General features: G+C 60.4%; 22 protein-coding genes and 1 other RNA gene. 6 read left to right on the top strand and 17 right to left on the bottom strand.

Annotation, left to right across the window (positions count from 1 at the left end; genetic code table 11):
- Positions 1-60: 60 nt before the first annotated feature.
- The 5 genes from F1002_RS02295 (at position 61) to F1002_RS02275 (ending at position 4,658) form a co-directional block, all read left to right on the top strand.
- Positions 61-369: a DUF2917 domain-containing protein gene (locus tag F1002_RS02295; protein ID WP_150427408.1), complete on the top strand. Its 309-nt coding sequence runs from the start codon at positions 61-63 to the stop codon at positions 367-369.
- Position 370: 1 nt separating this feature from the next.
- A complete protein-coding gene (locus F1002_RS02290) occupies positions 371-1,045 on the top strand; it encodes a glutathione S-transferase (protein WP_150427407.1) in 675 nt (224 codons plus the stop codon).
- A gap of 80 nt (positions 1,046-1,125) precedes the next feature.
- The gene (locus tag F1002_RS02285) at positions 1,126-1,557 is read left to right on the top strand and encodes a GFA family protein (protein WP_150427406.1); all 432 of its coding nucleotides are present in this window, start codon (positions 1,126-1,128) and stop codon (positions 1,555-1,557) included.
- An 828-nt stretch (positions 1,558-2,385) separates the two neighbouring features.
- Positions 2,386-3,840, top strand: coding sequence for an ATP-dependent endonuclease (locus F1002_RS02280; RefSeq protein ID WP_150427405.1), 1,455 nt, complete (start codon positions 2,386-2,388; stop codon positions 3,838-3,840).
- 350 nt (positions 3,841-4,190) lie between these two features.
- On the top strand, positions 4,191-4,658 hold the full coding sequence (locus tag F1002_RS02275) for a PACE efflux transporter (RefSeq protein ID WP_150427404.1): 468 nt from the start codon (positions 4,191-4,193) through the stop codon (positions 4,656-4,658).
- 12 nt (positions 4,659-4,670) lie between these two features.
- Here the strand turns inward: F1002_RS02275 and F1002_RS02270 are convergent, their stop codons facing one another.
- From F1002_RS02270 to aroG, 15 genes are all read right to left on the bottom strand, one after another.
- Complete coding sequence (locus F1002_RS02270) at positions 4,671-5,096, bottom strand: hypothetical protein (RefSeq protein WP_150427403.1); 426 nt, start codon at positions 5,094-5,096, stop codon at positions 4,671-4,673.
- 85 nt (positions 5,097-5,181) lie between these two features.
- Positions 5,182-5,493, bottom strand: a complete 312-nt coding sequence (gene nirD / locus F1002_RS02265) for a nitrite reductase small subunit NirD (RefSeq protein ID WP_150427402.1) — start codon at positions 5,491-5,493, stop codon at positions 5,182-5,184.
- 22 nt (positions 5,494-5,515) lie between these two features.
- The gene (gene nirB / locus F1002_RS02260; RefSeq protein WP_150427401.1) at positions 5,516-7,960 is read right to left on the bottom strand and encodes a nitrite reductase large subunit NirB; all 2,445 of its coding nucleotides are present in this window, start codon (positions 7,958-7,960) and stop codon (positions 5,516-5,518) included.
- 230 nt (positions 7,961-8,190) lie between these two features.
- Positions 8,191-9,180: a DNA-binding protein YbiB gene (gene ybiB / locus F1002_RS02255; RefSeq protein WP_150427400.1), complete on the bottom strand. Its 990-nt coding sequence runs from the start codon at positions 9,178-9,180 to the stop codon at positions 8,191-8,193.
- Between the two features lie 19 nt (positions 9,181-9,199).
- Positions 9,200-11,920, bottom strand: coding sequence for a nitrate reductase (locus F1002_RS02250; RefSeq protein WP_150427399.1), 2,721 nt, complete (start codon positions 11,918-11,920; stop codon positions 9,200-9,202).
- 127 nt (positions 11,921-12,047) lie between these two features.
- On the bottom strand, positions 12,048-12,482 hold the full coding sequence (locus F1002_RS02245) for a ClpXP protease specificity-enhancing factor (RefSeq protein WP_150427398.1): 435 nt from the start codon (positions 12,480-12,482) through the stop codon (positions 12,048-12,050).
- A gap of 2 nt (positions 12,483-12,484) precedes the next feature.
- Positions 12,485-13,081: a glutathione S-transferase N-terminal domain-containing protein gene (locus F1002_RS02240; protein WP_150427397.1), complete on the bottom strand. Its 597-nt coding sequence runs from the start codon at positions 13,079-13,081 to the stop codon at positions 12,485-12,487.
- An 83-nt stretch (positions 13,082-13,164) separates the two neighbouring features.
- Positions 13,165-13,884: a cytochrome c1 gene (locus tag F1002_RS02235; protein WP_150427396.1), complete on the bottom strand. Its 720-nt coding sequence runs from the start codon at positions 13,882-13,884 to the stop codon at positions 13,165-13,167.
- Between the two features lie 13 nt (positions 13,885-13,897).
- Positions 13,898-15,199: a cytochrome bc complex cytochrome b subunit gene (locus F1002_RS02230; RefSeq protein WP_150427395.1), complete on the bottom strand. Its 1,302-nt coding sequence runs from the start codon at positions 15,197-15,199 to the stop codon at positions 13,898-13,900.
- Positions 15,200-15,202: 3 nt separating this feature from the next.
- Positions 15,203-15,799: a ubiquinol-cytochrome c reductase iron-sulfur subunit gene (gene petA, locus F1002_RS02225; protein ID WP_150427394.1), complete on the bottom strand. Its 597-nt coding sequence runs from the start codon at positions 15,797-15,799 to the stop codon at positions 15,203-15,205.
- A gap of 83 nt (positions 15,800-15,882) precedes the next feature.
- On the bottom strand, positions 15,883-16,482 hold the full coding sequence (gene recR, locus F1002_RS02220) for a recombination mediator RecR (protein WP_150427393.1): 600 nt from the start codon (positions 16,480-16,482) through the stop codon (positions 15,883-15,885).
- A gap of 4 nt (positions 16,483-16,486) precedes the next feature.
- Positions 16,487-16,810 (bottom strand): YbaB/EbfC family nucleoid-associated protein, encoded by a 324-nt coding sequence (locus tag F1002_RS02215; protein ID WP_150427392.1) that lies wholly within the window; start codon positions 16,808-16,810, stop codon positions 16,487-16,489.
- A gap of 13 nt (positions 16,811-16,823) precedes the next feature.
- Positions 16,824-18,455 carry a DNA polymerase III subunit gamma/tau gene (dnaX, locus tag F1002_RS02210; protein ID WP_150427391.1) on the bottom strand — a complete coding sequence of 544 codons (1,632 nt, stop codon included), beginning with the start codon at positions 18,453-18,455 and terminating at the stop codon, positions 16,824-16,826.
- Positions 18,456-18,484: 29 nt separating this feature from the next.
- Positions 18,485-18,583, bottom strand: an RNA gene (ffs, locus tag F1002_RS02205) — signal recognition particle sRNA small type.
- Positions 18,584-18,661: 78 nt separating this feature from the next.
- Complete coding sequence (aroG, locus tag F1002_RS02200; protein ID WP_304522903.1) at positions 18,662-19,768, bottom strand: 3-deoxy-7-phosphoheptulonate synthase AroG; 1,107 nt, start codon at positions 19,766-19,768, stop codon at positions 18,662-18,664.
- A gap of 39 nt (positions 19,769-19,807) precedes the next feature.
- Between aroG and F1002_RS02195 the strand changes: the two genes are divergently transcribed.
- Positions 19,808-20,914 carry a PA0069 family radical SAM protein gene (locus F1002_RS02195; protein ID WP_223879426.1) on the top strand — a complete coding sequence of 369 codons (1,107 nt, stop codon included), beginning with the start codon at positions 19,808-19,810 and terminating at the stop codon, positions 20,912-20,914.
- Here F1002_RS02195 and F1002_RS02190 read toward each other — a convergent pair whose 3' ends face one another.
- Complete coding sequence (locus F1002_RS02190; protein WP_223879465.1) at positions 20,915-21,688, bottom strand: type IV pili methyl-accepting chemotaxis transducer N-terminal domain-containing protein; 774 nt, start codon at positions 21,686-21,688, stop codon at positions 20,915-20,917. It lies immediately after the preceding gene.
- 113 nt (positions 21,689-21,801) lie between these two features.
- Entirely contained in the window at positions 21,802-22,422 is a 621-nt protein-coding gene (locus F1002_RS02185) for a cytochrome c (RefSeq protein WP_150427388.1), read from the bottom strand.
- Positions 22,423-22,431: the final 9 nt, after the last annotated feature.

Here is a 22,431-nt window from a genome sequence, read left to right as displayed (position 1 = left end):
ATCGCTTTTTAATCGTTCCTGCATGCCGTACATTAGCCCCATCGACACGGAGCAAACGACATGCAAACCTATGCCAGACTCATGCTGCACCCCGGTGAAGTCCTGCGCATCGATGGTGACGAAACGCTCGAACTGGTCTGTGAAAACGGCGAGTTCTGGATTACTGCCAACAGCGGCGAGGATCACCATCTGCACACTGGCGAATCAACATCCTGCACCAGCGGCCGCATCGTACTCGAAGGCCACGGCACGCTGCTCGTCCGCCCCCTGATCTGTTACGCAAACTCCTATTCCCGCTGGCTTCGGCGCGGCTCGCTGAGCCGCCTGTCGCTGCGCCCTGCTCCCTCCCGCACGCAGAAAGGCATCTGACATGCTCGACCTCTATATTGGCAACAAGAACTATTCGTCGTGGTCGCTTCGCCCGTGGCTGGTCATGAAACATTTCGGCATCCCATTTCGCGAACACATGGTCTCGGTGGCCGGGCGCCCGTTCAACCCGGCGCTCAAGCCGATAGCCGGCAACGCCCGCGTCCCCTGTTTGCATGAAGCGGATGGCTTCCAGGTCTGGGATAGCCTCACCATCATCGAAACCCTGGCCGAACGCCAGCAGGCGATCTGGCCGACCGATGCCCGCGCCCGGGCACGCGCCCGCAGCATCTGTGCCGAAATGCATTCCGGCTTCACCGCGCTGCGCACTGCCATGCCGATGAACCTCAAGCTGCGCCTGCGGGGCAAGCCGGCCGAACCCGACGTCCAGCGCGACATCGAGCGCATCGTGGAAATCTGGGAAGATGCCCGCAGCCACGTCGCACAAGGCGACGGCCCCTGGCTGTTCGGCGACTTCACGGCAGCGGATGCGATGTTTGCACCCGTGGTGTGCCGCTTCGACATCTATAACGTGCCGCTGCCGCCCCAGGCCGCCGCCTACCGCGACACCGTACTCGCCCACCCCGCCCTGCTCGAATGGCGCGCCGCCGGCCTGCTGGAAAGCGAGGCTCACGCCCATTACGACGGCTTGGCCGACAACTACGGCGGCCCACGCTGAGGCACCAGAGCAAGGGTTCACCGGCAGCTTGCCGCGCCGATTTGCACCTCTATCGCCCCCGCTTTTCCAGAGGAGATCGCATGCGTGGCCACTGCCTGTGTGGACAGATCGCTTTCGACATCGAAGGCTCGCACTTCAAGCTCTACCAATGCCACTGCTCACTCTGCCGAAGGCAGGGCGGGTCACTCTCCAGCACGGCCGCTATCGTTCCGAGTGGAAAATTCCGCTGGATTCGTGGTCTCGAATCGATTTCGAGCTGGAAGAAGGAATCGGGGTTCCGTTCCGACTTTTGCTCGATTTGCGGCTCGCCCGTACCCAATCCGTTGCGCGGCCTCCCGTACCACTGGGTTCCGGCCGGGCTGCTCGAAGACAGCAAGAAGCTGGAAATTGTCGCCCACCTCTGTGTCGCATCCCGAGCATCGTGGGATATCGCGCCGCTGCAAGGTAGCTGTCATGACGCATTACCCGACCTTCCGGAATTCATAGCGCTTCTCGAAAGCGCCGAATCCTGACAAGTCGCACGACAGCTAGCCGAAAGCGTCACAACCGCCAGGCAGAACCCGAAGCGGCATAAAGCCGCCATTGCCCGAGCAATCCCATCGCCCACCCGGTTTGCGCCGCCGGCACCCAATCGCGGAGCGGCGCCAAGGCCGCCGCAATCGAGGCCACAGAGAAAATTGCCCGCCTCAGCGGAGGATACACATCCATCCGAGCAGGTAAGCCAGACACCCATTACGATTCGGCAAACGATACATCCAAAGCCGCGCCCAGCGTCGGCAGAGCCACATTCGCCACGCCGCCAGCCATCTCGAATGCCCTCTTTCCAGCACCTGTTGCGCGAGGCTGCGCTTGAGGCAAGGAAGACACAAAAGGCGGATGGCGATGCGTGAATCGATGCTCAGCTGATGTCACTCCGTTGATTATGGATGGGGGGAAAAGGCTGCATTCGGCCAACTGCTGCCGTTGATCTATATCCAAAAGCCGTCACTTGAATGACCGCTGCACTTCGGAAGCTGCCGGGTAGCCTATTCGCGCTCATCGGCCGGAGCGGACACCGAGGATACGAAGTGTAGAGGCCTGCAATTCATCACGTTGCTGACTTTGACGGAAGTAATGAACCACAGAACGCCGGGCTTGCTTTGCGTCAGAGGACGCCATCCGGCTCTCAAGAAACCTGAGGGTTGTCACAAGCGCTTTGCAATGTCATGTGAGTTCCGTGTCATGGGTGACGATGACTCTGATTAGCAGCATAAAACACCTTGGTGACCCCCATGCATGAAGCAGCTTCGAAATGGTAGTATTCTAAAATCATCTTTATATAGTCCGGGTTGGCTTAAGAAATGAATGATCTTAAAATCAAAATTGATAACGTAAAGAATATAAAATCCGCAGTAATTGAATTCCCATTGGAGCAAAGTTTAAGCCTCATTGTTGGAAGCAATGGATCTGGAAAAAGCACTATTTTACTAGCGCTCTCTCAGGCAATTCGAAACTCCCTGAGAACATTAAACTCCGATGATTATAATGCATCTTCGAATGTCGAAATTACCCTTGATGGCAAGACGGATGTCTGGTCGGGATCAAATAACTGGAATTTACCAAGCCAGAATGTCTCACTCCGTGGAATGTACGAAGGAAGTCTATTTTACGGCACCCGATTCAATGATTCACGAACCGTTGACGGCCACCTCAAAGCAGGCAATATAGCGGGAAACGATATTGTTGATGCAGACGATTATGTCAAGGAAAAGCTAAGCCACATTCTCACCGGAACATCAAATAAATACAAAGATCTTAAGCGAATTAAAAACAGGTCAATCGCTCAAAAACTCAACCTGACAAGTACGCCATATTTTAACTCCATTAATGGTAATTTGATTAGTCAGTATCGAATGAGCTCGGGGGAGTGCCTTTTAATCTCTCTCCTCCATTTTGTCTACAATGCGATTGTTAGAAGATCGCTTTCAAAAGATCAATTGATCTTGGTTTTAATTGATGAAATCGAATTGGCATTGCACCCGATCGCCGTTAGTCGATTTATAGACTTAATTAACGAGCTTGTTCAAAGCACGCCTAACCTGATGGTGATTCTGACCTCGCACTCGCCTGAAGTTATTCGAAAAATCCAACCCAAGAATATTTACAAGATTGAAAACAACCTAGGCGTTGTTGATGTTGTTAATCCTGGCTACCCTAGCTATGTTATCCGAGATGTTTATCGGCACGACGGTTTTGATTTCCTACTACTAGTTGAAGACATATTGGCAAAGGTGCTGGTCGAAAAAGTTTTAGAATCGAAGAATTTTGGTTCAAGCAAGTTGGTGCACGTTGTTCCTGTTGGAGGTTACACGAACGTTCTCACTCTGCAACGCGACCTGCTGAGGGGAAATGTATTGGGTGTTGGCCGAGAAATCATCAGTGTTCTTGATGGGGATGTAATCAACAAGATACCGAAGGAATTTTCCGGCCTGAAAAAACTATTTCTGCCGATTGAAAGCGTAGAAAAATTTATTTATTCAATTGCAATCGAAGGCACCAACCCTTCTCTTAAGAAAATAATTAATGACAAGTATTTTCAGTTAGACTCCTTGGACTCATTAGCTGCAGAGCATAATAGCAAGTACAAAGGAAAGGTTGATCAGCCAGATAAAAAATTCTATTTCAGAATTCGGAAGAATCTTGAGTCTCGCGGAATAGATGAGCTAATGTTCGTCCAAAAAGTTTCAGATGACATCATGCGAGAAATTTCGTTTGAAAAGTTCTCAGAAAGCATTGAGGCAATGCTAAAAAAATAACGCAAATATTCCATGAGGAGAGGGTATTTTGAAGACGGGGCGATGAAATGTTGAACAACCGAAATTCGGCACATTACAACCTACCTAGGCGCTCTGGGGAAATGACCGTTAATACCGGATGGTTCGTATTTAGCGCTTGCCCTGGATGGCAGCATCAATTAGAAACGTGCCATTGACACTACTGAGCTGCGAACGGCCCGATTGGGTCGAACCCTGCCGCTCAAGTGATCTGCAATTCACAGAAGCACCCCGCCCGGCTCAGCGCCAGAGCGCCCAGCACCAAAACAAACCGTCACAGTATTCACAAGCGCACTCAGCTAACATCCTGTTTTACCTGAAATATTGCCCCGATGTCCGCTGCAAAGCCGCTGCTCCGTTCCCTGCCCGACCGCATCCGTCAGGTTGCCCTCTTCGAAGTGGGTGGCCTGTTGCTGATCACGCCGCCGTTCGTCTGGTTGAGCGGGGTGGGGATGGTGGAATCCTTTACGCTCCTGGCGACGATAGCGCTGATCGCTGCGCTGTGGAACACCGGTTACAACACCGCTTTCGACTGGGTGGAAGGCCGCCTGACCGGGCGCACGGCCGACCTTCGGCTCATGCGCTGGCGTGTCGTGCATGCGGTGGGATTCGAGGCCGGGTTGCTGCTGGTCAGCCTGCCGATCATCGTGGCGTGGACTGAGATGAGCTGGCTCGAAGCCCTGCTCGCCGATCTGGGACTGGCCCTTGCGTACACGGCCTACGCCTTCGGCTTCAATCTCGTGTACGACCGACTATTTCCGATTGCCAGGCCGTCGCTTCCGTGCCTGGCACCGGATTAGTCGCCCACGCCCTCAGGCCGCAAGTAGGGGAGTCGCCTGCCCGCTCAGTATCTGCTGGCGGACCAGATGCACGGCATGCTCGAGTTCCTGGCGGCTGTGGCACAGCAGGTAGTCGTCGGCGCTGTTGAAGTAGCGGCGCAATCGATGCGCGCTCGCCTGCTCGTGCAGACCGCTTCGGGCTATGTCGAGCAATAGCGCGAGAGACGCCTCGTAGTACGGGATGCTGCGCAGATCGCGGCGCATGTGCGCCAGCGCTGTCGCCACATTGAATACCCCGGCAATCGAGGTCAGGTGGTACATGTCTTCGCTCTGACCCGACAACAGGTAATCGAGATGCAGGCGTGGCGACAGCAGCATCTCGACGTACTCGGCTTCGCTCAGTCGCTTGGCCCACAGCTTGGGAAAATGGCGCTGGGCGCCGGCAGCTTGTTTTCGCATATCGGAAAAACCCGGGGCGGATTGGCTCGGCAGCCCGCCCCGCAAGGTGAACACGGCGGATTTCAGCCGCCGAAAAAAGATGGCTTCAGGCCAGCAGATAGACGTCGCCGGCCTCGACCTTGACCTCGAATTTGCCGCAACTGCCGACATCCGGCGCCACCGCATGCCCGTCTTCCAGGCCGATGTTCCAGCCGTGCAGCGGACAGGTCACCTTGCGGCCATGGACGATGCCCTGCGACAGCGGGCCGGCCTTGTGCGGGCACTTGTCGTGCAGCGCAAAGACCTCGTCTTCGGCGTTGCGGAAGATGGCGATATCGCCGCCGCTTTGGCGCTGAACGACGCGCGAGCCCAGTTGCGGGATGTCGTCCAGCTTGCAGATCAGTTTCCAGTTGCTCATGTTCTTGTTCCTCTTGTCTTGATCAGGCTTCGAGCTTGATCGGGATGAATTGCTTGATCGGCTGTTCCTCGCGGCTGGTTGCCCACGGATCCTTGGCGTCCTTCAGGGAGTCGAGCAGACGGGCGTAGTAGGCCTTGCGCCCTTCCTCGTCTTCGAGAATCTTGCTCTTGATGGTGTCGAGGCCAACGCGATCCATGTAGTGGCAGGTGCGCTCCAGGTACCAGCCCTCCTCGCGGTAGAGCTGCAGGAAGGCACCGGAATACTCCATGACCTCCTCGTCGCTCTTCACCTTGCACAAGAACTGGGCGACTTCGGTCTTGATGCCGCCGTTGCCACCGATGTACAGCTCGTAGCCGGAATCGACGCCGATCACGCCGACGTCCTTGATGCCGGCCTCGGCACAGTTGCGCGGGCAGCCGGAGACGGCCAGCTTGACCTTGTGCGGGGCGTACATGTCGAACAGCATCTTCTCCAGCTTGACGCCCATCGACATCGCCAATTGCGTGCCGAAGCGGCAATGCTCGGCGCCGACGCAGGTCTTCACGGTACGGATCGACTTGCCGTAGGCGTGGCCGGAAACCATGCCGGCAGCGTTGAGGTCGGCCCACATCGCCGGCAGGTCTTCTTTCTTGACGCCGAGCAGGTCGATACGCTGACCGCCGGTGACCTTGACCGTCGGCACCTTGTATTTCTCGGCCGCATCGGCGATGGCACGCAGTTCGGCCGGCGTCGTCAGGCCGCCCCACATGCGCGGCACGACCGAGTAGGTGCCGTCCTTCTGGATGTTGGCGTGGGCGCGCTCGTTGATGAAGCGCGATTGCGGATCGTCCTTGGCCTCATGCGGCCAGCTCGAGATCAGGTAGTAGTTCACCGCCGGACGGCACTTGTCGCAACCGTTCGGCGTCTTCCACTCCAGCGCCTTGAAGACTGCTTCCTTGCTGGTCAGGTGCTGGCCGAAGATGGCTTCGCGCACTTTCTTGTGCGAATGGTCGGTACAGCCGCAGACCGGCTTGCTATCGACTGCCGCCGGGGTATAGGCGCCGCCGATGGTCGATGCGAGGATCTGCTCGACCAGGCCGGCGCAGGAACCGCAGGAGGAAGCCGCCTTGGTGTGCTTCTTGACCTCGTCCAGCGTGAATAATCCCTTGGCCTTGATCGCCTGGACGATGGTGCCCTTGGTCACGCCGTTACAGCCGCAGACCTCGGCGCTGTCAGCCATTTCGGCCGCCTTGCTGTTACCGGCATGGCCGACGTCGCCGACCAGGTTCTGGCCAAAGATCAGCGAGTCGCGGATGTCGTGGATGTCGCGCTGATCCTTGAGCAGCTGGAAGTACCACGGGCCGTCGGCCGTATCGCCGTACATGACGCCGCCGACCAGCTTGTTGTCCTTGATGACCAGCTTCTTGTACACGCCGCCGTGCGGGTCGTTGAGGACGATTTCCTCGGTGTCCTTGCCGCCCATGTAGTCGCCAGCCGAGAACAGGTCGATGCCAGTGACCTTGAGCTTGGTCGATGTCACCGAGCCGGTGTAGCGGCCGATGCCGTAGCCGGCCAGGTGGTTGGCCGCCACCTTGGCCTGCTCGAACAGCGGGGCGACCAGGCCGTAGGCGATGCCGCGATGGCTGACGCACTCGCCGACGGCGTACACCTTCGGGTCGTAGGTCTGCATGGTGTCGTTCACCACGATGCCGCGGTTGCAGTAGATACCGGACTTCTCGGCCAGCGTGTAGTTCGGGCGGATACCGGCGGCCATGACGACGAGGTCGGCCGGAATCTGCATGCCGCCCTTGAAGCGGATCGCCGCGACGCGGCCGGATTCGCCCTGGATCAGCGCTTCGGTCTGCGTTTCAAGCAGGAACTTGAGCCCCTTGTCTTCCAGCGACTTCTGCAGCATCTTGCCGGCGACTTCGTCGAGCTGGCGCTCGAGCAACCACGGGCCGATATGCACCACGGTGACATCCATGCCGCGCAGCTTCAAGCCGTTGGCGGCTTCCAGCCCGAGCAGGCCGCCACCGATGACGACCGCGTGCTTGTGACGTGCTGCGGCATCGATCATCTCGTCGGTATCCTTGATGTCGCGGTAGCCGATGACGCCGGGCAGATCGTTGCCGGGGATCGGCAGCATGAACGGGGTCGAGCCGGTGGCGATCAGCAGGCGGTCGTAGTATTCCTCGGTGCCGTCTTCGGCGACGACCTTGCGATTGACGCGGTCGATGGTCTTGATCTGCTTGCCGGTATGCAGGGTGATCTTGTTTTCTGCGTACCAGTCGAGTTCGTTGAGGATGATGTCCTTGACGCCCATTTCGCCGGCCAGGACCGGGGAAAGGAGAATACGGTTGTAGTTCGGATGCGGCTCGGCACCGAAAATGGTGATGTCGTAGTGATCGGGCTTGATCTTCAGCAGCTCTTCGACGGTGCGGACACCGGCCATGCCGTTACCGATCAGGACAAGACGGGGTTTGCTCATGTTTGGGCTCCAACGTTGCGCGCACCAGGCGGTGCAAATAGCTTTCAGCGCATGACGTCGTTGCCATCGGACCGCCCCCGTTGGCGGTTGATTCGCTGCTTTGTACAGTTCTTTGCAATCAGCATGCCAACACAACAAGCGACTGATTTAATTGAAATATATAGAAAACAATCTCAAACGACCGCACCACTTCGGTGCATTCCATGCCACCTCGGTGCGGGGCATTCGCTTCAGTTTCCGCCGACCAGCAGTCCCGTCGCCTCGACGGCGACGATCGCCTTGGCCTGGTTGAGGTCGTCGGCATAGCCGCTGGCATAGAGCAGGCAGGCCAGCTGGTTGGCGATGGGCTTGGGCAGCGGAACCTGTTTGTCGAGCACGCGGCGAATCCAGCGTGCGGTCGTGACGGCATCGGCCGATTCCGGCAGATTGGGGAGGGTGCGCAGGCTTTCGTGCTCGGCTTCGAACAGGAGGTTGGCCACCCCGTCGTGCACATACTCCAGACGCGGCCGGCGCTTGGCATTGGCATAGGGCTCCCCTTCGGTGCCGCGCAGCAGCAGACCGCGCTGGCCGCGCGCCATCATGATGTCGCGCATCAGGCCGATGAAATCCGGGTGGGTCGCGGCGGCGACCAGCACCGCCTCCCCGTGAAACGGGTCGATCAGCTTGACCAGGCTGTGGGCGCTGCTGCGCACGCCCATGCGGGCACGCAGCGACAGCAGGTTGTGGATACCGGGACAGAGCGCGCTGAGCGGGACGAAGGCCAGCCCGTTTTCGTCAAGCGCCTTCTGCGCCTGGTGGGTGGATGACACCGGCAGGATGCCAAGCTCACGCAGGACATGCGCGCTGCTCACCCGCCCATTGCCTTCGATCAGTCCGTGCATCAGGACCGGCACGCCGAAGCGCTGCAGCAGCAGGGCCAGCAGCGGCGTCAGGTTGGCCTCTTTGCGCGCCCCGTTGTAGGTCGGCAGGACGACGGGGCGGCCGCGGCCATGCGGCAAGGCCAGCGGGTGGGTCCGCTCGTCGGTTGCCGCCATGAAGCCGAGCATCTCGTCGAGCGATTCGCCCTTGACACGCAACCCGACAATGATCGCGCCCAGCTCGAGATCGGGGACGCCCCCGTCGAGCATCGCCGCATAGAGCTGCCGGGCATCGTCATGCGACAGATCACGGGCGCCCTCTGCGCCACGCCCGATCTCCTTGATGTATTGTCCGTAGCTCACCGTGTTCTCCCCGGCCATCTCAGGCAGCCGCCGTTTCCGAGGGCGCGAATTCCGCCGCCATGCGCCGAATCTCCGGTACGCAGGAACCACAGAACGTGCCGCAGTGCAGCTTCTCCTGCAGTTGCGGCAGGTCGGCGCCGGCCGCCAGCGCCTGGCGTATCTGCCCATCCGTGACATCGGCGCACTTGCAGACGATATGGCGCGGCGCCACGTTGACCGGCGGTTTGCCAAGCGGCGCCAGGGCAAAGCGAATCAGGCCGGCATCCAGTTCGTCCTCGGCCATGGCCTGCTTCAACCAGGCCACCGCCTGCGTTTCGCCGCAGAGACGCACAGCCTGCAAACGCCCGTCGGTCGCGATGGCCTTCTTGGCCACTCGTTTCATGGCATCCGCGTAAACGATGGCGCCTGCGCTGCCGGCGATCCCGAACAAGCCATCCAGCGCATCGATCTCCGCATCGTCGGGCGCTTCGGCCAGGGCGGCACGCAGCACGACGAGCGGCGCCGTGCCGCCGTAGAGGCCGAGGGTGGCATACGGATAGCGTTGCAACACCGGCCGCACCGCCTGCAACAGCGCCAGCGCTTCCGGCTGGCTGGCGCAGCGGCGCACGATGGCCAGCGGATAGGGCAGGTCGACTTTCTCGATCCGGACTGCGGCATGCTTCAATTCGGGTTGCCGGGAATAGGGATCGGTGACATCGCAGGCCACCGCATTCACGCCCGGGGAATTCATGAACTGGCTGCCCCAGTGCATCGGCATCCACGCCCGCCCCTTCTTCAGCCCCGGCCGCTCCTCCACCCTGACGATGGCTTCGCCGCGCGGGTTCGATATCCGCACGAGACTCCCGCTCTCCAGGCCGCAGTGGCGCATGTCGCAGGGGTGCATGGCGAGCAGGGGCTCGTCCTCGAGATTGAACAGGCGCGGCACGGTGCCGGTGCGGCTCATGCCGTGCCAGTGGTCGCGCATGCGCCCCGACAGCAGGCTGATCGGGTAGTCGGCATCCGGCGTGTCGGCCGTCGCCAGATGCCTGACCGCTACGAATCGCGCCTTGCCGTCTTGCGTCGGGAAAACACCGTCTGCATAGAGGCGAACCTTGCCGCCGCTCGCCCCCGCCGGATACGGCCACTGCTGCGGCCCCGCCGCATCGAGCAGGGCATAGTCCAGCCCGGTGATGTCCAGATCACGCCCGCGCGTGCTTTCGCGGTGCTCGGCGAATATCGACTCGGCATCGGCATAGGGAAAGAGGCGTTCGCCGTCGATTCCCAGCTTCTGACCCAGGCGGCGCGCAAAATCGACGACGATCTCCCAGTCGTGGCGAGCCTCGCCGGGCGGCGGCACGGCGGAATTCACATGGGTGATGCGGCGCTCGGAATTGGTCACCGTACCGTGCTTCTCACCCCAGCCGCTGGCCGGCAGCAGCAGGTCGGCATAGGCCGCGGTATCGGTATTGCCATAGGCTTCCTGCAGAACCACGTAGTCGGCCGCCAGCAGCGCCTCGCGGACGGCAGCCTGATTGGGCAGCGACTGCGCGGGGTTGGTGCACGCAATCCATACGGCCTTGATTTCCCCGGTTTTCAGCGCCGCAAACAGATCGACGGCAGATTTGCCCGGCTTCTCCGGCACGTCCACCACCCCCCACAAGGCGGCGACCTCGGCACGGTGTTGCGGATTGGCCAGATCGCGGTGCGCCGACAGCAGGTTCGACAAACCGCCGACCTCGCGTCCACCCATCGCATTCGGCTGCCCCGTCAGGGAAAAGGGGCCGGCGCCCGGTTTCCCGATCAGGCCGGTTGCCAGATGCAGATGGATGATGCCTGCATTGTTGTGCGTCCCATGCGCCGACTGGTTCAGGCCCTGGCAGTAGAGCGACAGCGAGGCGCCGCTTTGCCCGAACCAGCGGGCGGCCTGCACGATATCCTGCGCCGGCACGCCGCACACGTCGGCGACGGCCTGCGGCGTGTAGGCGCGGACAATATCCTTCAGCTCATCAAACCCACGGGTATGCCCGGCAATGAATTCGGTATCGAGCAGATTCTCGGCGATCAGCACGTGCAGCATGCCGTTGAACAGCGCGATGTCGGTACCTGGCTTGATCCCCAGATGCAAGTCGGCGATCTCGGCGGTTTCGGAACGACGCGGATCGGCAACGATGATTTTCAGGTCGGGATTGGCGGCCTTCGCGTCTTCGATGCTGCGGAACACGATCGGATGGGCAACGGCCGGATTCGCGCCGGCGACGAATATCACATTCGCCGCGAGAATATCCTCGTAACTGCAGGGCGGCGCATCGACCCCCAGCGTCTGCTTGTAACCGGCGACCGCCGACGACATGCAAAGGCGCGAGTTGGTATCGACGTTGTTGGTGCCGATCAGGCCCTTGGCCAGCTTGTTGAAGACGTAGTAGTCCTCCGTCATCAACTGGCCTGAGATATAGAAGGCCACCGAATCCGGGCCGTATTCGCGGATCGTCGCGGCAAAGCGCTCGGCAGCATCATCGAGCGCCCGATCCCAGGCGACACGTTCACCCGGCTGACCGCGCGCCTTGCGGCATTCCGGATACAGCAGACGGTAGCCGGAATCGGCGGTCAGCGCCAAGGTTGCACCCTTGGTGCATAAACGGCCGCGGTTCGCGGGATGCGCCGGATCGCCCCGGACACCGGTGATCTTGCCGGCTTCTGTTTCGATCAGGACCCCGCAGCCGACGCCGCAGTAACAACAGGTGGATTTGACTTCGGTTTTCATGATTTTCCTTCCGGCATGCTTTCAGCAACAGGCATGCCACCTATAAAAATCATGGACTTGGGATAGAAAAAGGGAGATTCCTTTCGGAAATCTCCCTTTTTTGGTGCATCCGGTACTGCGCCTGTCCCTATTTGATGCGTTGCAACCGGGGACGCCCTTCATCGGGGCGCGTCGGCTCCGGTGGCGGTTCGTCGGTCGGTGCCTCGGCAACGGTGACAGCAGCCGGCGCCTCATCCGCCATCTCGCTGTCGCCATCCACCTCGAACGCCATTCCCGCGCCGTTTTCCCGTGCATAGACGGCCGAAACGCGATCGACCGGAATGGACAACTCTCGTGCAACACCGCCAAACCGTGCCTGGAACTCGATGAACTCGTTCCCGATCTGCAATTTGTTGGTCGCCGTCGGGCCGAGATTGAGAACAATCTGGCCATCGCGCACGAACTCGCGCGGAACACGGGTCCGACCATCGACTTCGACGGCTATATGCGGCGTGAAGCCGTTGTCGCAACACCACTCCCAGATGGCGCGCAGCAAATAGGGTTTGGTGGACGGCAGCTCCATGCTTACTTGCGCATCGCCTTTTCGGACGGCGTCAGCGCGTCGATGAAGCCCTGGCGGCTGAAGATGCGCTCGGCGTACTTCATCAACGGCGCGGCGGCCTTGCCGAGGTCGATGCCGTAGTGGTCGAGGCGCCACAGCAGCGGAGCGATGGCCACGTCGAGCATGGAGAACTCGTCACCCAGCATGAATTTCTGCTTGTTGAAGATCGGCACGATCTCGGTCAGGCGGGCACGGATTTCCTGACGGGCCTTGTCGGCCGTCTTGCCGTTCTTTTCGATCACTTCCATGAACGAGAAGATCTCGCGTTCCATGCCGACCAGCAACTGGCGGGCGCGGGCGCGCATGATCGGATCGGCCGGCATCAGCTGCGGATGCGGGAAACGCTCGTCGATGTATTCGTTGATGATGTTCGGCTCGAACAGGACCAGATCGCGCTCGACGAGAACCGGCACGCGGTTGTGCGGGTTGATCGCCGCCATTTCTTCCGGCTTGTTGAACATGTCGACATCGATGACCTGGAAATCCATGCCCTTTTCGAACAGGACGATGCGGCAACGATGGCTGAAGGGGCAGGTGGTGCCCGAATAGAGGTTCATCATTTAGGGTTACCCTCAAAAAGCGATTCGGCATCGGGGGTTGGCCGAAGCCAAACCCGCGATGCCGTTAACCAATCCTTGGCGGATTAGTGAATGTCTTTCCAGTATTCCTTCTTCAGCGCGTAAGCGACAACGAAGAGGATTGCCAAAAAGGCCAATACGAAGAAGCCCAGCGTGCGACGGAATTCCTGCTGCGGCTCACCCATCCAGACCATGAAGCCGACCAGATCGGAAACGGCCTTGTCGAACTCGGCCGGCGCCATGGCGCCCGGAACTGCCAGCTCCAGCTTGTGCGTTTCGTGATTCAGCACTTGCTGACCCTGCAGGCCATACAGGGCGTGCGGCATGCCAACGTTTTCAAAGATCACGTTGTTCCAGCCGGTCGGGCGGTTGGCGTCGCGGTAGAAGGAACGCAGGTAGGTGTAAAGCCAGTCGGCGCCTGCGCCAGCATTGCCGGCCTCGCCACGGGCACGGGCGACGATGGTCAGATCCGGCGGGGTGGCGCCGAACCACAGCTTCTGCTCATCGGAACGCGCAGCGACCGCCATCAGTCCACCGATCTTGTCGGAGGTGAACATCAGGTTGTCCTTGACCTGCGTCTCGGTCAGGCCGAGATCCATCAGGTTTTTGTAGCGCATGTAGGACGCACCGTGGCAGTTCAGGCAGTAATTGACGAACAGCTTGGCGCCATTTTGCAGCGCAGCCTTGTCACCCACCGAACCCGGCCACTTGTCGAGGTGCACGTTGCCACCGGAGGCGAAGGCCATCAGCGGTGCGAAGAGCAATGCGATCAGATATTTTTTCATGTTATGCATCCTCTCACTTCATCGTCACGCGGTCCGGGACCGGGCTGAACTTGTCCATGCGGGACCACCACGGCATGCCGAGGAAGAAGGCGAAGTAGAACACCGAGCAGATCTGCGAAACCAGCTCACCCATCGGCGACGGCGACAGGGTGCCCAGGTAGCCGAGGATGAAGAAGCAGATGACGAAGATGGTCAGCAGGGTCTTGTAGATCGGGCCGCGATAGCGGATCGACTTGACCGGGCTGCGATCCAGCCAGGGCAGGAAGGCGAAGATGACTACCGAAGCGCCCATGGCGACCACGCCCCAGAACTTGGCATCGAGACCGAATAACGGATAGGTCACGGCACGCAGGATGGAGTAGAACGGCGTGAAGTACCAGACCGGAGCGATGTGCGGCGGGGTCTTCAGCGGGTCGGCCGGGTAGAAGTTCGGCGTTTCGAGGAAGTAGCCGCCACCTTCCGGTGCCCAGAACATCACGGCGGAGAAGACCATCAGGAAGACGATCACACCGACAATGTCCTTGACCGTGTAGTACGGGTGGAACGGGATGCCGTCGCGCGGAATGCCGTTTTCGTCCTTGTTGGCCTTGATCTCGACGCCGTCCGGGTTGTTGGAGCCGGTTTCGTGCAGGGCCAGTACGTGCGCTGCAACCAGGCCGATCAGAACGAGCGGGAAGGCGATCACGTGGAAGGAGAAGAAGCGGTTCAGGGTCGCATCGCCGACGACGAAGTCGCCACGGATGAGGATCGACAGGTCCGGCCCGATGATCGGGATGGCGGAGAACAGGTTCACGATAACCTGGGCACCCCAGAAGGACATCTGACCCCACGGCAGCAGGTAGCCGAAGAAGGCTTCGCCCATCAGGCACAGGAAGATGCCGACACCGAACAGCCAGGTCAGTTCACGCGGCTTGCGGTAGGAACCGTAGAGCAGGCCACGGAACATGTGCAGGTACACCACGATGAAGAAGGCCGAGGCCCCGGTCGAGTGCATGTAGCGAATCAGCCAGCCACCCGGCACGTCGCGCATGATGTACTCGACGGAAGCGAAGGCAACCGGCACGCCGTTGGCGTTCACAGCCGCATCCGGCTTGTAGTGCATGACCAGGAAGATGCCGGTGACGATCTGGATCACCAGAACCAGCAGGGCCAGGGAACCGAAGAAGTACCAGAAGTTGAAGTTCTTCGGGGCGTAGTACTCGGACAGGTGGCCCTTCCACATGGAAGTTGCCGGGAAGCGGGCATCGAGCCACTCCAGGGCGTTACCGGCCAGCGAACCGTCGGACTTGTATTTTTCGAAATTGCCAGCAGCCATTTCTTATGCTCCCTTCTTGTCTTCGCCGATCAGGATGCGGGTATCGGCCATGTAGTAGTGCGGCGGCACTTCCAGGTTGGTCGGAGCAGGCTTCGACTTGTAAACACGGCCGGCAAAGTCGAAGGTCGAACCATGGCAGGGGCACAGGAAGCCACCCAGCCATTCGCCCGGCATGCCTTCTTCGGCACCCTTCTTGAACTTCTGGGACGGCGAGCAGCCGAGGTGGGTACAGATACCGACAACGACCATGATTTCCGGCTTGATGGAGCGCGTATCGTTCTGCGCATAGGCCGGTTGCTGGTTCTTTTCGGATTTCGGGTCGGCAACGGCATCGGCCAGCTTGGGCAGGGTATCCAGCATGTCCTTGGTGCGGTTGATGATCCACACCGGCTTGCCGCGCCACTCGACGGTCATCATCTGACCCGGCTCGAGCTTGCTGATATCGACTTCAACCGGAGCGCCTGCTGCCTTGGCGCGTTCGGAAGGAAGCAAGCTGGAGACGAACGGCACAAGCGCGGCAACCGCACCTGCCCCGCCCACGGCTGCGGTCGCGACGACCAAACGCCGCCGTCCGCAGTCCACTTTTCCTTGATTGCTCATTACGCTGACCCCTAAAGGAATTGGATGGGATAAAAAATAAACACTAAATTATACGACAACGGAACCGTCGTTAAAAGACGCTGTCACGCTGAGCAGCTCTTTCGCTCACGCAAAGCTTGCGCCAGCGTGCCGCTATCGACATATTCAAGCTCGCCGCCGACTGGCACCCCCCTGGCGATCCGGGTCACCCCGACGCCCTTCGGCTTGAGCATGGCGGCAATGTAATGTGCCGTCGCCTCGCCCTCGTTGGTGTAGTTGGTCGCCAGAACGACCTCCTTGACCACGCCGTCGAGCACCCGCGCCATCAGGCGCTCGAGGCCGAGCTCGCGGGGACCGACGCCGTCGAGCGGCGAAATCCGCCCCATCAGGACGTAATAGAGCCCCTGGTAGCTCAGCGTCTGCTCCATCATGTTCATGTCGACAGGCGTTTCGACCACGCACAGCACGCTCGGGTCGCGCCGCGGCGACAGGCAGCGCTCGCAGATTTCAGCTTCGGAAAAGGTATTGCAGCGCTGGCAATGGCGTATCGCCTGCAGCGCGTGCAGTACCGCGTCACCCAGGCGCTGCGCCCCCGCCCGGTCGCGCTGCAACAAATGGTACGCCATGCGCTGCGCCGATTTCGGCCCCACTCCGGGCAGGCAGCGCAAGGCCTCGATCAGCGACTCAAGCCCGGACGGATTCACGGAATCAGAACGGCAGCTTGAATCCGGGCGGCAGATTGAGACCGGCCGTGAAGCCAGCCATCTTTTCCTTGCTCAAGGCTTCGCCGCGCCGAACGGCGTCGTTCAGGGCAGCCGCCACGAGATCCTCGAGCATTTCACGGTCGTCCATGACGGACTGGTCAATGCTGACGCGACGCACTTCATGGGCGCAAGTCATCACCACCTTGACCATCCCGGCCCCGGACTGCCCCTCGACTTCGAGCTGGGCCAGCTGATCCTGGGCCTTCTTCATGTTTTCCTGCATTGCCTGCGCCTGCTTCATCAGGCCACCCAAGCCACCCTTCATCATGTGCTTTTCTCCGTTAGACGATTGGTTTGATCGACGATTCGACGACGGACGCCCCAAACGAGTCAATCACGTCGCGAACGAAAACATCCTGGGCGATTGCATTCTCCGCCCTATCCTGCAGCTCCTGGCGCTGCTTCCCAGCAGTGGCAGCCGGCGTATCGACCTCGTTCTCAGCCAACTCGATGCGCAACTGCACTGGATGCCCGAGGTAATCGGCGAGCGCCTGCTGCAGACGGTCCGGATTCGGCTTCATCTGCAGGTGCGTTTGCTTGGGCGACAGGCGAAGCAGACATTGCCCGTCGGCCAATTTTCGCAACTCGCAGTTCTGCGCCAACTCCCTGGCCAGACCGGAGAGCGACAACGCCGCGACGATCCGATGCCAGTCTCCGTCTCCGGCGACAGGCGCAGACGAAGTCAACGGCGCCTCGGCGCGCGGCTGAACAGGCGCCGGAGCCGATTGCTGCACCTGCGGCTGCGGCGCCGACAAGACCGGCTGCGCCTTGGCGACCGGCGGCTGGACCCGGCTGCGCACCGCCACCGAACCCACCACATCGGCTACGCTGCTGGGGCGAAACGCATGCAGGCGGAGCAAGGTCATGACGAAGCCCGAATACTCATCCGGCGCCGACGCCAACTCGGTTCGCCCGACATTGACGATCTGGTAGGCCAATTGCACGAATTCCGGCGAAAAGGCTTTGGCCAGCGCAACGATACGCTCCTTTTCCGGCTCATCGTCGTCGATTGCAGACGGCACACACTGCACGATCTGCATCCGCGTCAGCAGCGCACCCAATTCCTGCAAAGCCGCTGCAAACGACAGGCTGCGCACCCCCATGTCGGTCGCCACCTGCAGCAGCACCCCGGCCTCACCGGCATGCAGCGCCTCGAGAATGGCGAGCAGGAAATCCTGATCGACCGTCCCTAGCATCCCGCGGACCTGCGCCTCCTCGACCTTGCCGGCACCGTGGGCGATGGCCTGGTCGAGCAGGGACAAAGCATCGCGCATGCTGCCTGCTGCCGAACGGGCGACCAGCGCCAGCGCCGGCATGTCGTAGGGAACCCCTTCGGCCTGCAGGATATGGGCAAGATGCCCGGTGATGGCGACCGCCGGCATCTGCTTCAGATTGAACTGCAAACAGCGCGACAGCACGGTGACCGGGATTTTTTGCGGATCGGTCGTCGCCAGAATGAACTTGACGTGTTCCGGCGGCTCTTCCAGGGTCTTCAACATGGCGTTGAAGGCCGAATTGGACAGCATGTGGACTTCGTCGATCACATAGACCTTGAAGCGGCCGCGCGTCGGGGCATACACCGCGTTCTCGAGCAGCTGGCGCATCTCGTCGACGCGGGTATTGGTTGCCGCGTCGACCTCGAGCAGGTCGACGAAACGACCGCTATCGATTTCCTGGCAGGCGGAACACTGGCCGCAGGGCGTGGCCGTGATGCCGGTCTCGCAATTCAGCGACTTGGCGAGAATCCGCGCGATCGTGGTCTTGCCGACGCCGCGTGTACCGGTAAATAGATAGGCGTGGTGCAGGCGTTGCTCGGCAAGGGCGTGCGACAAGGCGCGCACCACATGCTCTTGCCCAACCAGCGTCGAAAAATTGCGCGGCCGCCACTTGCGCGCAAGGACCTGATAACTCATGCGCCCCACACCGATGGAGGAAAAATGAAAATGGCGAGCCTAACCCCCGGCACTTGCAGTCAATGGCTGTGGCTGCTTCCTTCCGGACCTGACCAGGTTCACCACCCTGCAATGCGGGGAGACCCGCCGGGGCGAATTCTAACACAGCACTTCGCCACCCAATGGGCGAAAGCCGGAATTTTAGCAATCGCCCCGAAAACCGCCGATTACTCGGCCGCCTCGGCCACCCGGCGAGCGCGTACCGCTGCCGCCAGCTTTTCCATGACCGCGACGCTGTCGTCCCAGTTGATGCAGGCATCGGTAATGCTCTGGCCGTAGGTCAGCGGCTTGTCCGGCGACAGATCCTGACGCCCTTCGACCAGATGCGACTCGACCATGACGCCGACGATGCGCTCTTCGCCACCGCCAATCTGCTCGGCGACGCTGTCACAGACCTCCATTTGCAGCTTGAACTGCTTGCGGCTGTTGCCATGCGAGAAATCGACCATCAGGCGAGCAGCGAGGCCAGCCTTGGCGATTTCCTGACAGGCGGCATCGACGCTGGCCGCATCGTAATTCGGCTCCTTGCCGCCACGCAGGATGACGTGGCAATCCTCGTTGCCCATGGTCGACACGATGGCGGTATGACCGGATTTGGTCACCGACAGGAAATGGTGCGGCGAATTGGCCGAGCGGATGGCATCGACGGCGATGCGCATGTTGCCGTCGGTGCCGTTCTTGAAGCCAACCGGGCAGGACAGGCCCGAAGCCAGCTCACGATGCACCTGGGACTCGGTGGTGCGGGCGCCGATGGCGCCCCAGGCAATCAGGTCGGCGGTGTATTGCGGCGTGATGGTATCGAGGAATTCGGTCGCGCACGGCAGGCCCAGCTCATTGACCTCGAGCAGGATGCGACGCGCCAGACGCAGGCCTTCGTTGATGCGGAAGGTGTTGTCGAGGCGAGGATCGTTGATCAAACCCTTCCAGCCCACCGTGGTGCGCGGCTTCTCGAAATAGACGCGCATGACGACGATCAGGTCGTCAGCAAAGCGCTCGGCCTCCTTGGCCAGCTTCTTCGCGTAATCCATCGCCAGGTCGTAATCGTGAATCGAGCACGGGCCGATAACGACCAGCAGACGGTCATCGGCACCATGCAGGGCGCGATGGATGGCCTGGCGGGCATCGTAGGTGGTCTGCGCCGCCCGGCTGGAAACCGGATACTCGCGAAAGACGTGGGCGGGCGGGACCAGCTCCTTGATCTCCCTGATGCGAACGTCGTCGGTATTCGGTTTGCTCGATTGTGTGCTGTGCGGCGTCGTCATGACCAGACCCATTCAAAAAATGCTGAAAAAACGGCATTCTACCGGATGTCGATGGCCGAACATGATCTTGACCCTTCGCCTGAAATTCCGGACCGCCCGATCAAGGGACGCGGCGCTGCAGCCAACGTCGCCCACCGCTTCAGCACGGAAACCCGCCAAGCCGTCGATGACGGCTGGGAACAGGCTGCCGCCTCGCTGCCGCAAACACGTCTGCTGGTCGACAACGCCAAGCGCATCATCAGCCAAAACGAATCACCCGATCTCGGCTTCGATCAGTCGCTGAATCCTTACCGCGGCTGCGAACACGGCTGCATCTATTGCTATGCCCGGCCCACGCACGCCTGGCTGGGCCTGTCGCCAGGCCTCGATTTCGAAACACAGATATTCGCCAAGCCCGACGCCCCACGTCTGCTGCGTGCTGAACTGGCCAAACCGGGGTATCTCTGCACGCCCATTGCACTGGGCACGGCGACCGATGCCTACCAGCCGTTCGAACGCCGGGAAAACCTGACCCGGCGCATCCTGGAAATCCTGCTGGAAACGCAGCACCCGGTCAGCGTCGTCACCAAATCGTCACTCATCGTTCGCGACACCGATCTGTGGGCCGAACTGGCCAGACAGAACCTGGCGCACGTCGCCATTTCGCTGACCACGTTGGACGGAACATTGGCGCGGCAACTCGAGCCGCGCGCCAGCGCGCCCCACGCACGCCTGGAAGCAATGGAAAAACTGGCTGCCGCCGGCATCCCGGTCAGCGTATTCGTCGCGCCATTGATCCCGGGTCTGAACGACCAGGAACTCGAAAACCTGCTCGCCAGGGCCAGGAACCATGGCGCCGGCAGTGCGCGCTACACCGTCCTGCGCTTGCCGTACGAAGTCGCCACGCTGTTCCGCGACTGGCTGACATGGCATGCACCGGAAAAAGCGGCTCGCGTGATGTCAGTCCTCTACGACTTGCGCGGACAACGCATCAACGATCCGAATTTTGGCAGCCGCATGACCGGGCTCGGACACTTTGCCGACCTCTTGCGCCAGCGCTTCGAACTGGCCTGCCGCCGGCTTGAACTGAAGCGCGACTGGCCGGCGCTCGACACCACGCGCTTTGTCCCGCCGGCACCCGACGCAAGCGGCCCGATACGCCAGCTCAGTCTTTTCTGATTACCGGGGCAGCTTTTCGTACAGGCCGACGACGCCTTCCATTTCTTCCAGAATGCGCTCACTGGTAGTGGCGACGGCGGTTTGCGGGCGCTTGTCGGCACCAACCTTCTGCCCCAGGGCATTTTCAAAGAAGAACCATTGCTGCTTGACCAGCTCAAGACCATCCTTGATCTGCGGCGTATTGGCCGGTGCCGCACCGAGCTCAGCCAGCGCAGCGGAAAATTCCTTGCGGGCCTTTTCCAGATTGGCGGTGCTGTTGGCGTCATTCACGCCCCAAGCGCTGGCCTGATAGAACTTGGCCATGCGCTGGGACAACATGCGCTGACGCCCCGAAATATTGACCAGGCGGCCCGCCGTGGAGGCTGAATGTTTTTCCAGCTGGACAGTCCCCTGATGCGCCAAGGTCAGCACCTCTTCGGAGAGTGCCAGAACCTTGCGTCCACCATCCTGGGACGGATTCTTGCCGACCAACAAGTCCTTGTAGTCCAGCCAGGACTGCTCAAGACTGACGTAGGTCGCCTTGATGTCGGGCGTTGGGGCGTAGTTCTTCAATTCCACCAGCTGACGGTCGAAGGTCGCCACCGAGGCGTCGAGCACCTTCTTGCTGCGCTCGACCTCAACGCCCTGGCCGACCTGGAAATAGGCCTTGGCCATGCGCTGCGACAGCATGCGCTGCCGACCGGCCTTGTTGATTGCCGAATTGATGTCGTTAATCTGAGCCTGGGCTGCGTCGACACCCAAGCCGAGGAAAACAGCGATAAAGATACCCAGCACAGTCTTCAAGAAGACCTCCTCGAAAATTCTCGATGAACCGGGAGCTTATCCGCTACCCATAGACGACCACAATGATTTGTATCAACGCCGTAACATACGCATGACAATTTAGCTTAAGGCAATTGGGTAAGATAGTTCCCGATTGCAACAATGTCATCGTTCTTCAGGGTTGCCGTCGCAATCGACATCAGCTGATTGTTGCGAACGCCCGTACCGTCGCGGTAACGGGTGATCGAGGTCTGCAGATAAACAAGATTCTGGCCGGCCAGACGCGGGTACTGGTCGTTGCCATGCGCACCGTCGCCGTGACAACGGGTACACAGTTTGGCGAACAATTCCTTGCCACGCGCCACTTGTCCGGCATCGGCCTTGGAACGGGCCGCCCCCTGACTGGCGAAGAACAGCGCTATCTGTACCCGCTCTTCATCCTTCAGCACCTTGATCAGCCCTTCCATGAACTGATCCTTGCGCTCGCCGCTACCGAACTTCCGTATCTGCTCAAGTAGATAGGAAGGATTTTGCCCGGCCAGATTGGGAACTTCCGGCATCTTGCTGATGCCGGTTTCCCCGTGGCAGTTGGCACAGAAGAAAGATGCTTTCCTGCCGGCCTCGACAGCGGCCTTCAGTGCAACCGGATCAGCCTGTAGCGTTTTCAGACGTTCCAGCGTTCCCGGTTGAGCCAACACGGAAAAACTGGCAAAAACAAGCCCCGCAGCCGCGAGTAACGAGCGCATAACAATTCC

This window comes from Dechloromonas sp. CZR5 (assembly GCF_008711155.1).
Taxonomy (GTDB): Bacteria; Pseudomonadota; Gammaproteobacteria; order Burkholderiales; family Rhodocyclaceae; genus Azonexus.
The sequence above is the reverse complement of the archived record's forward strand: the minus strand, read 5'-3'. Positions and strand labels throughout refer to the sequence as shown.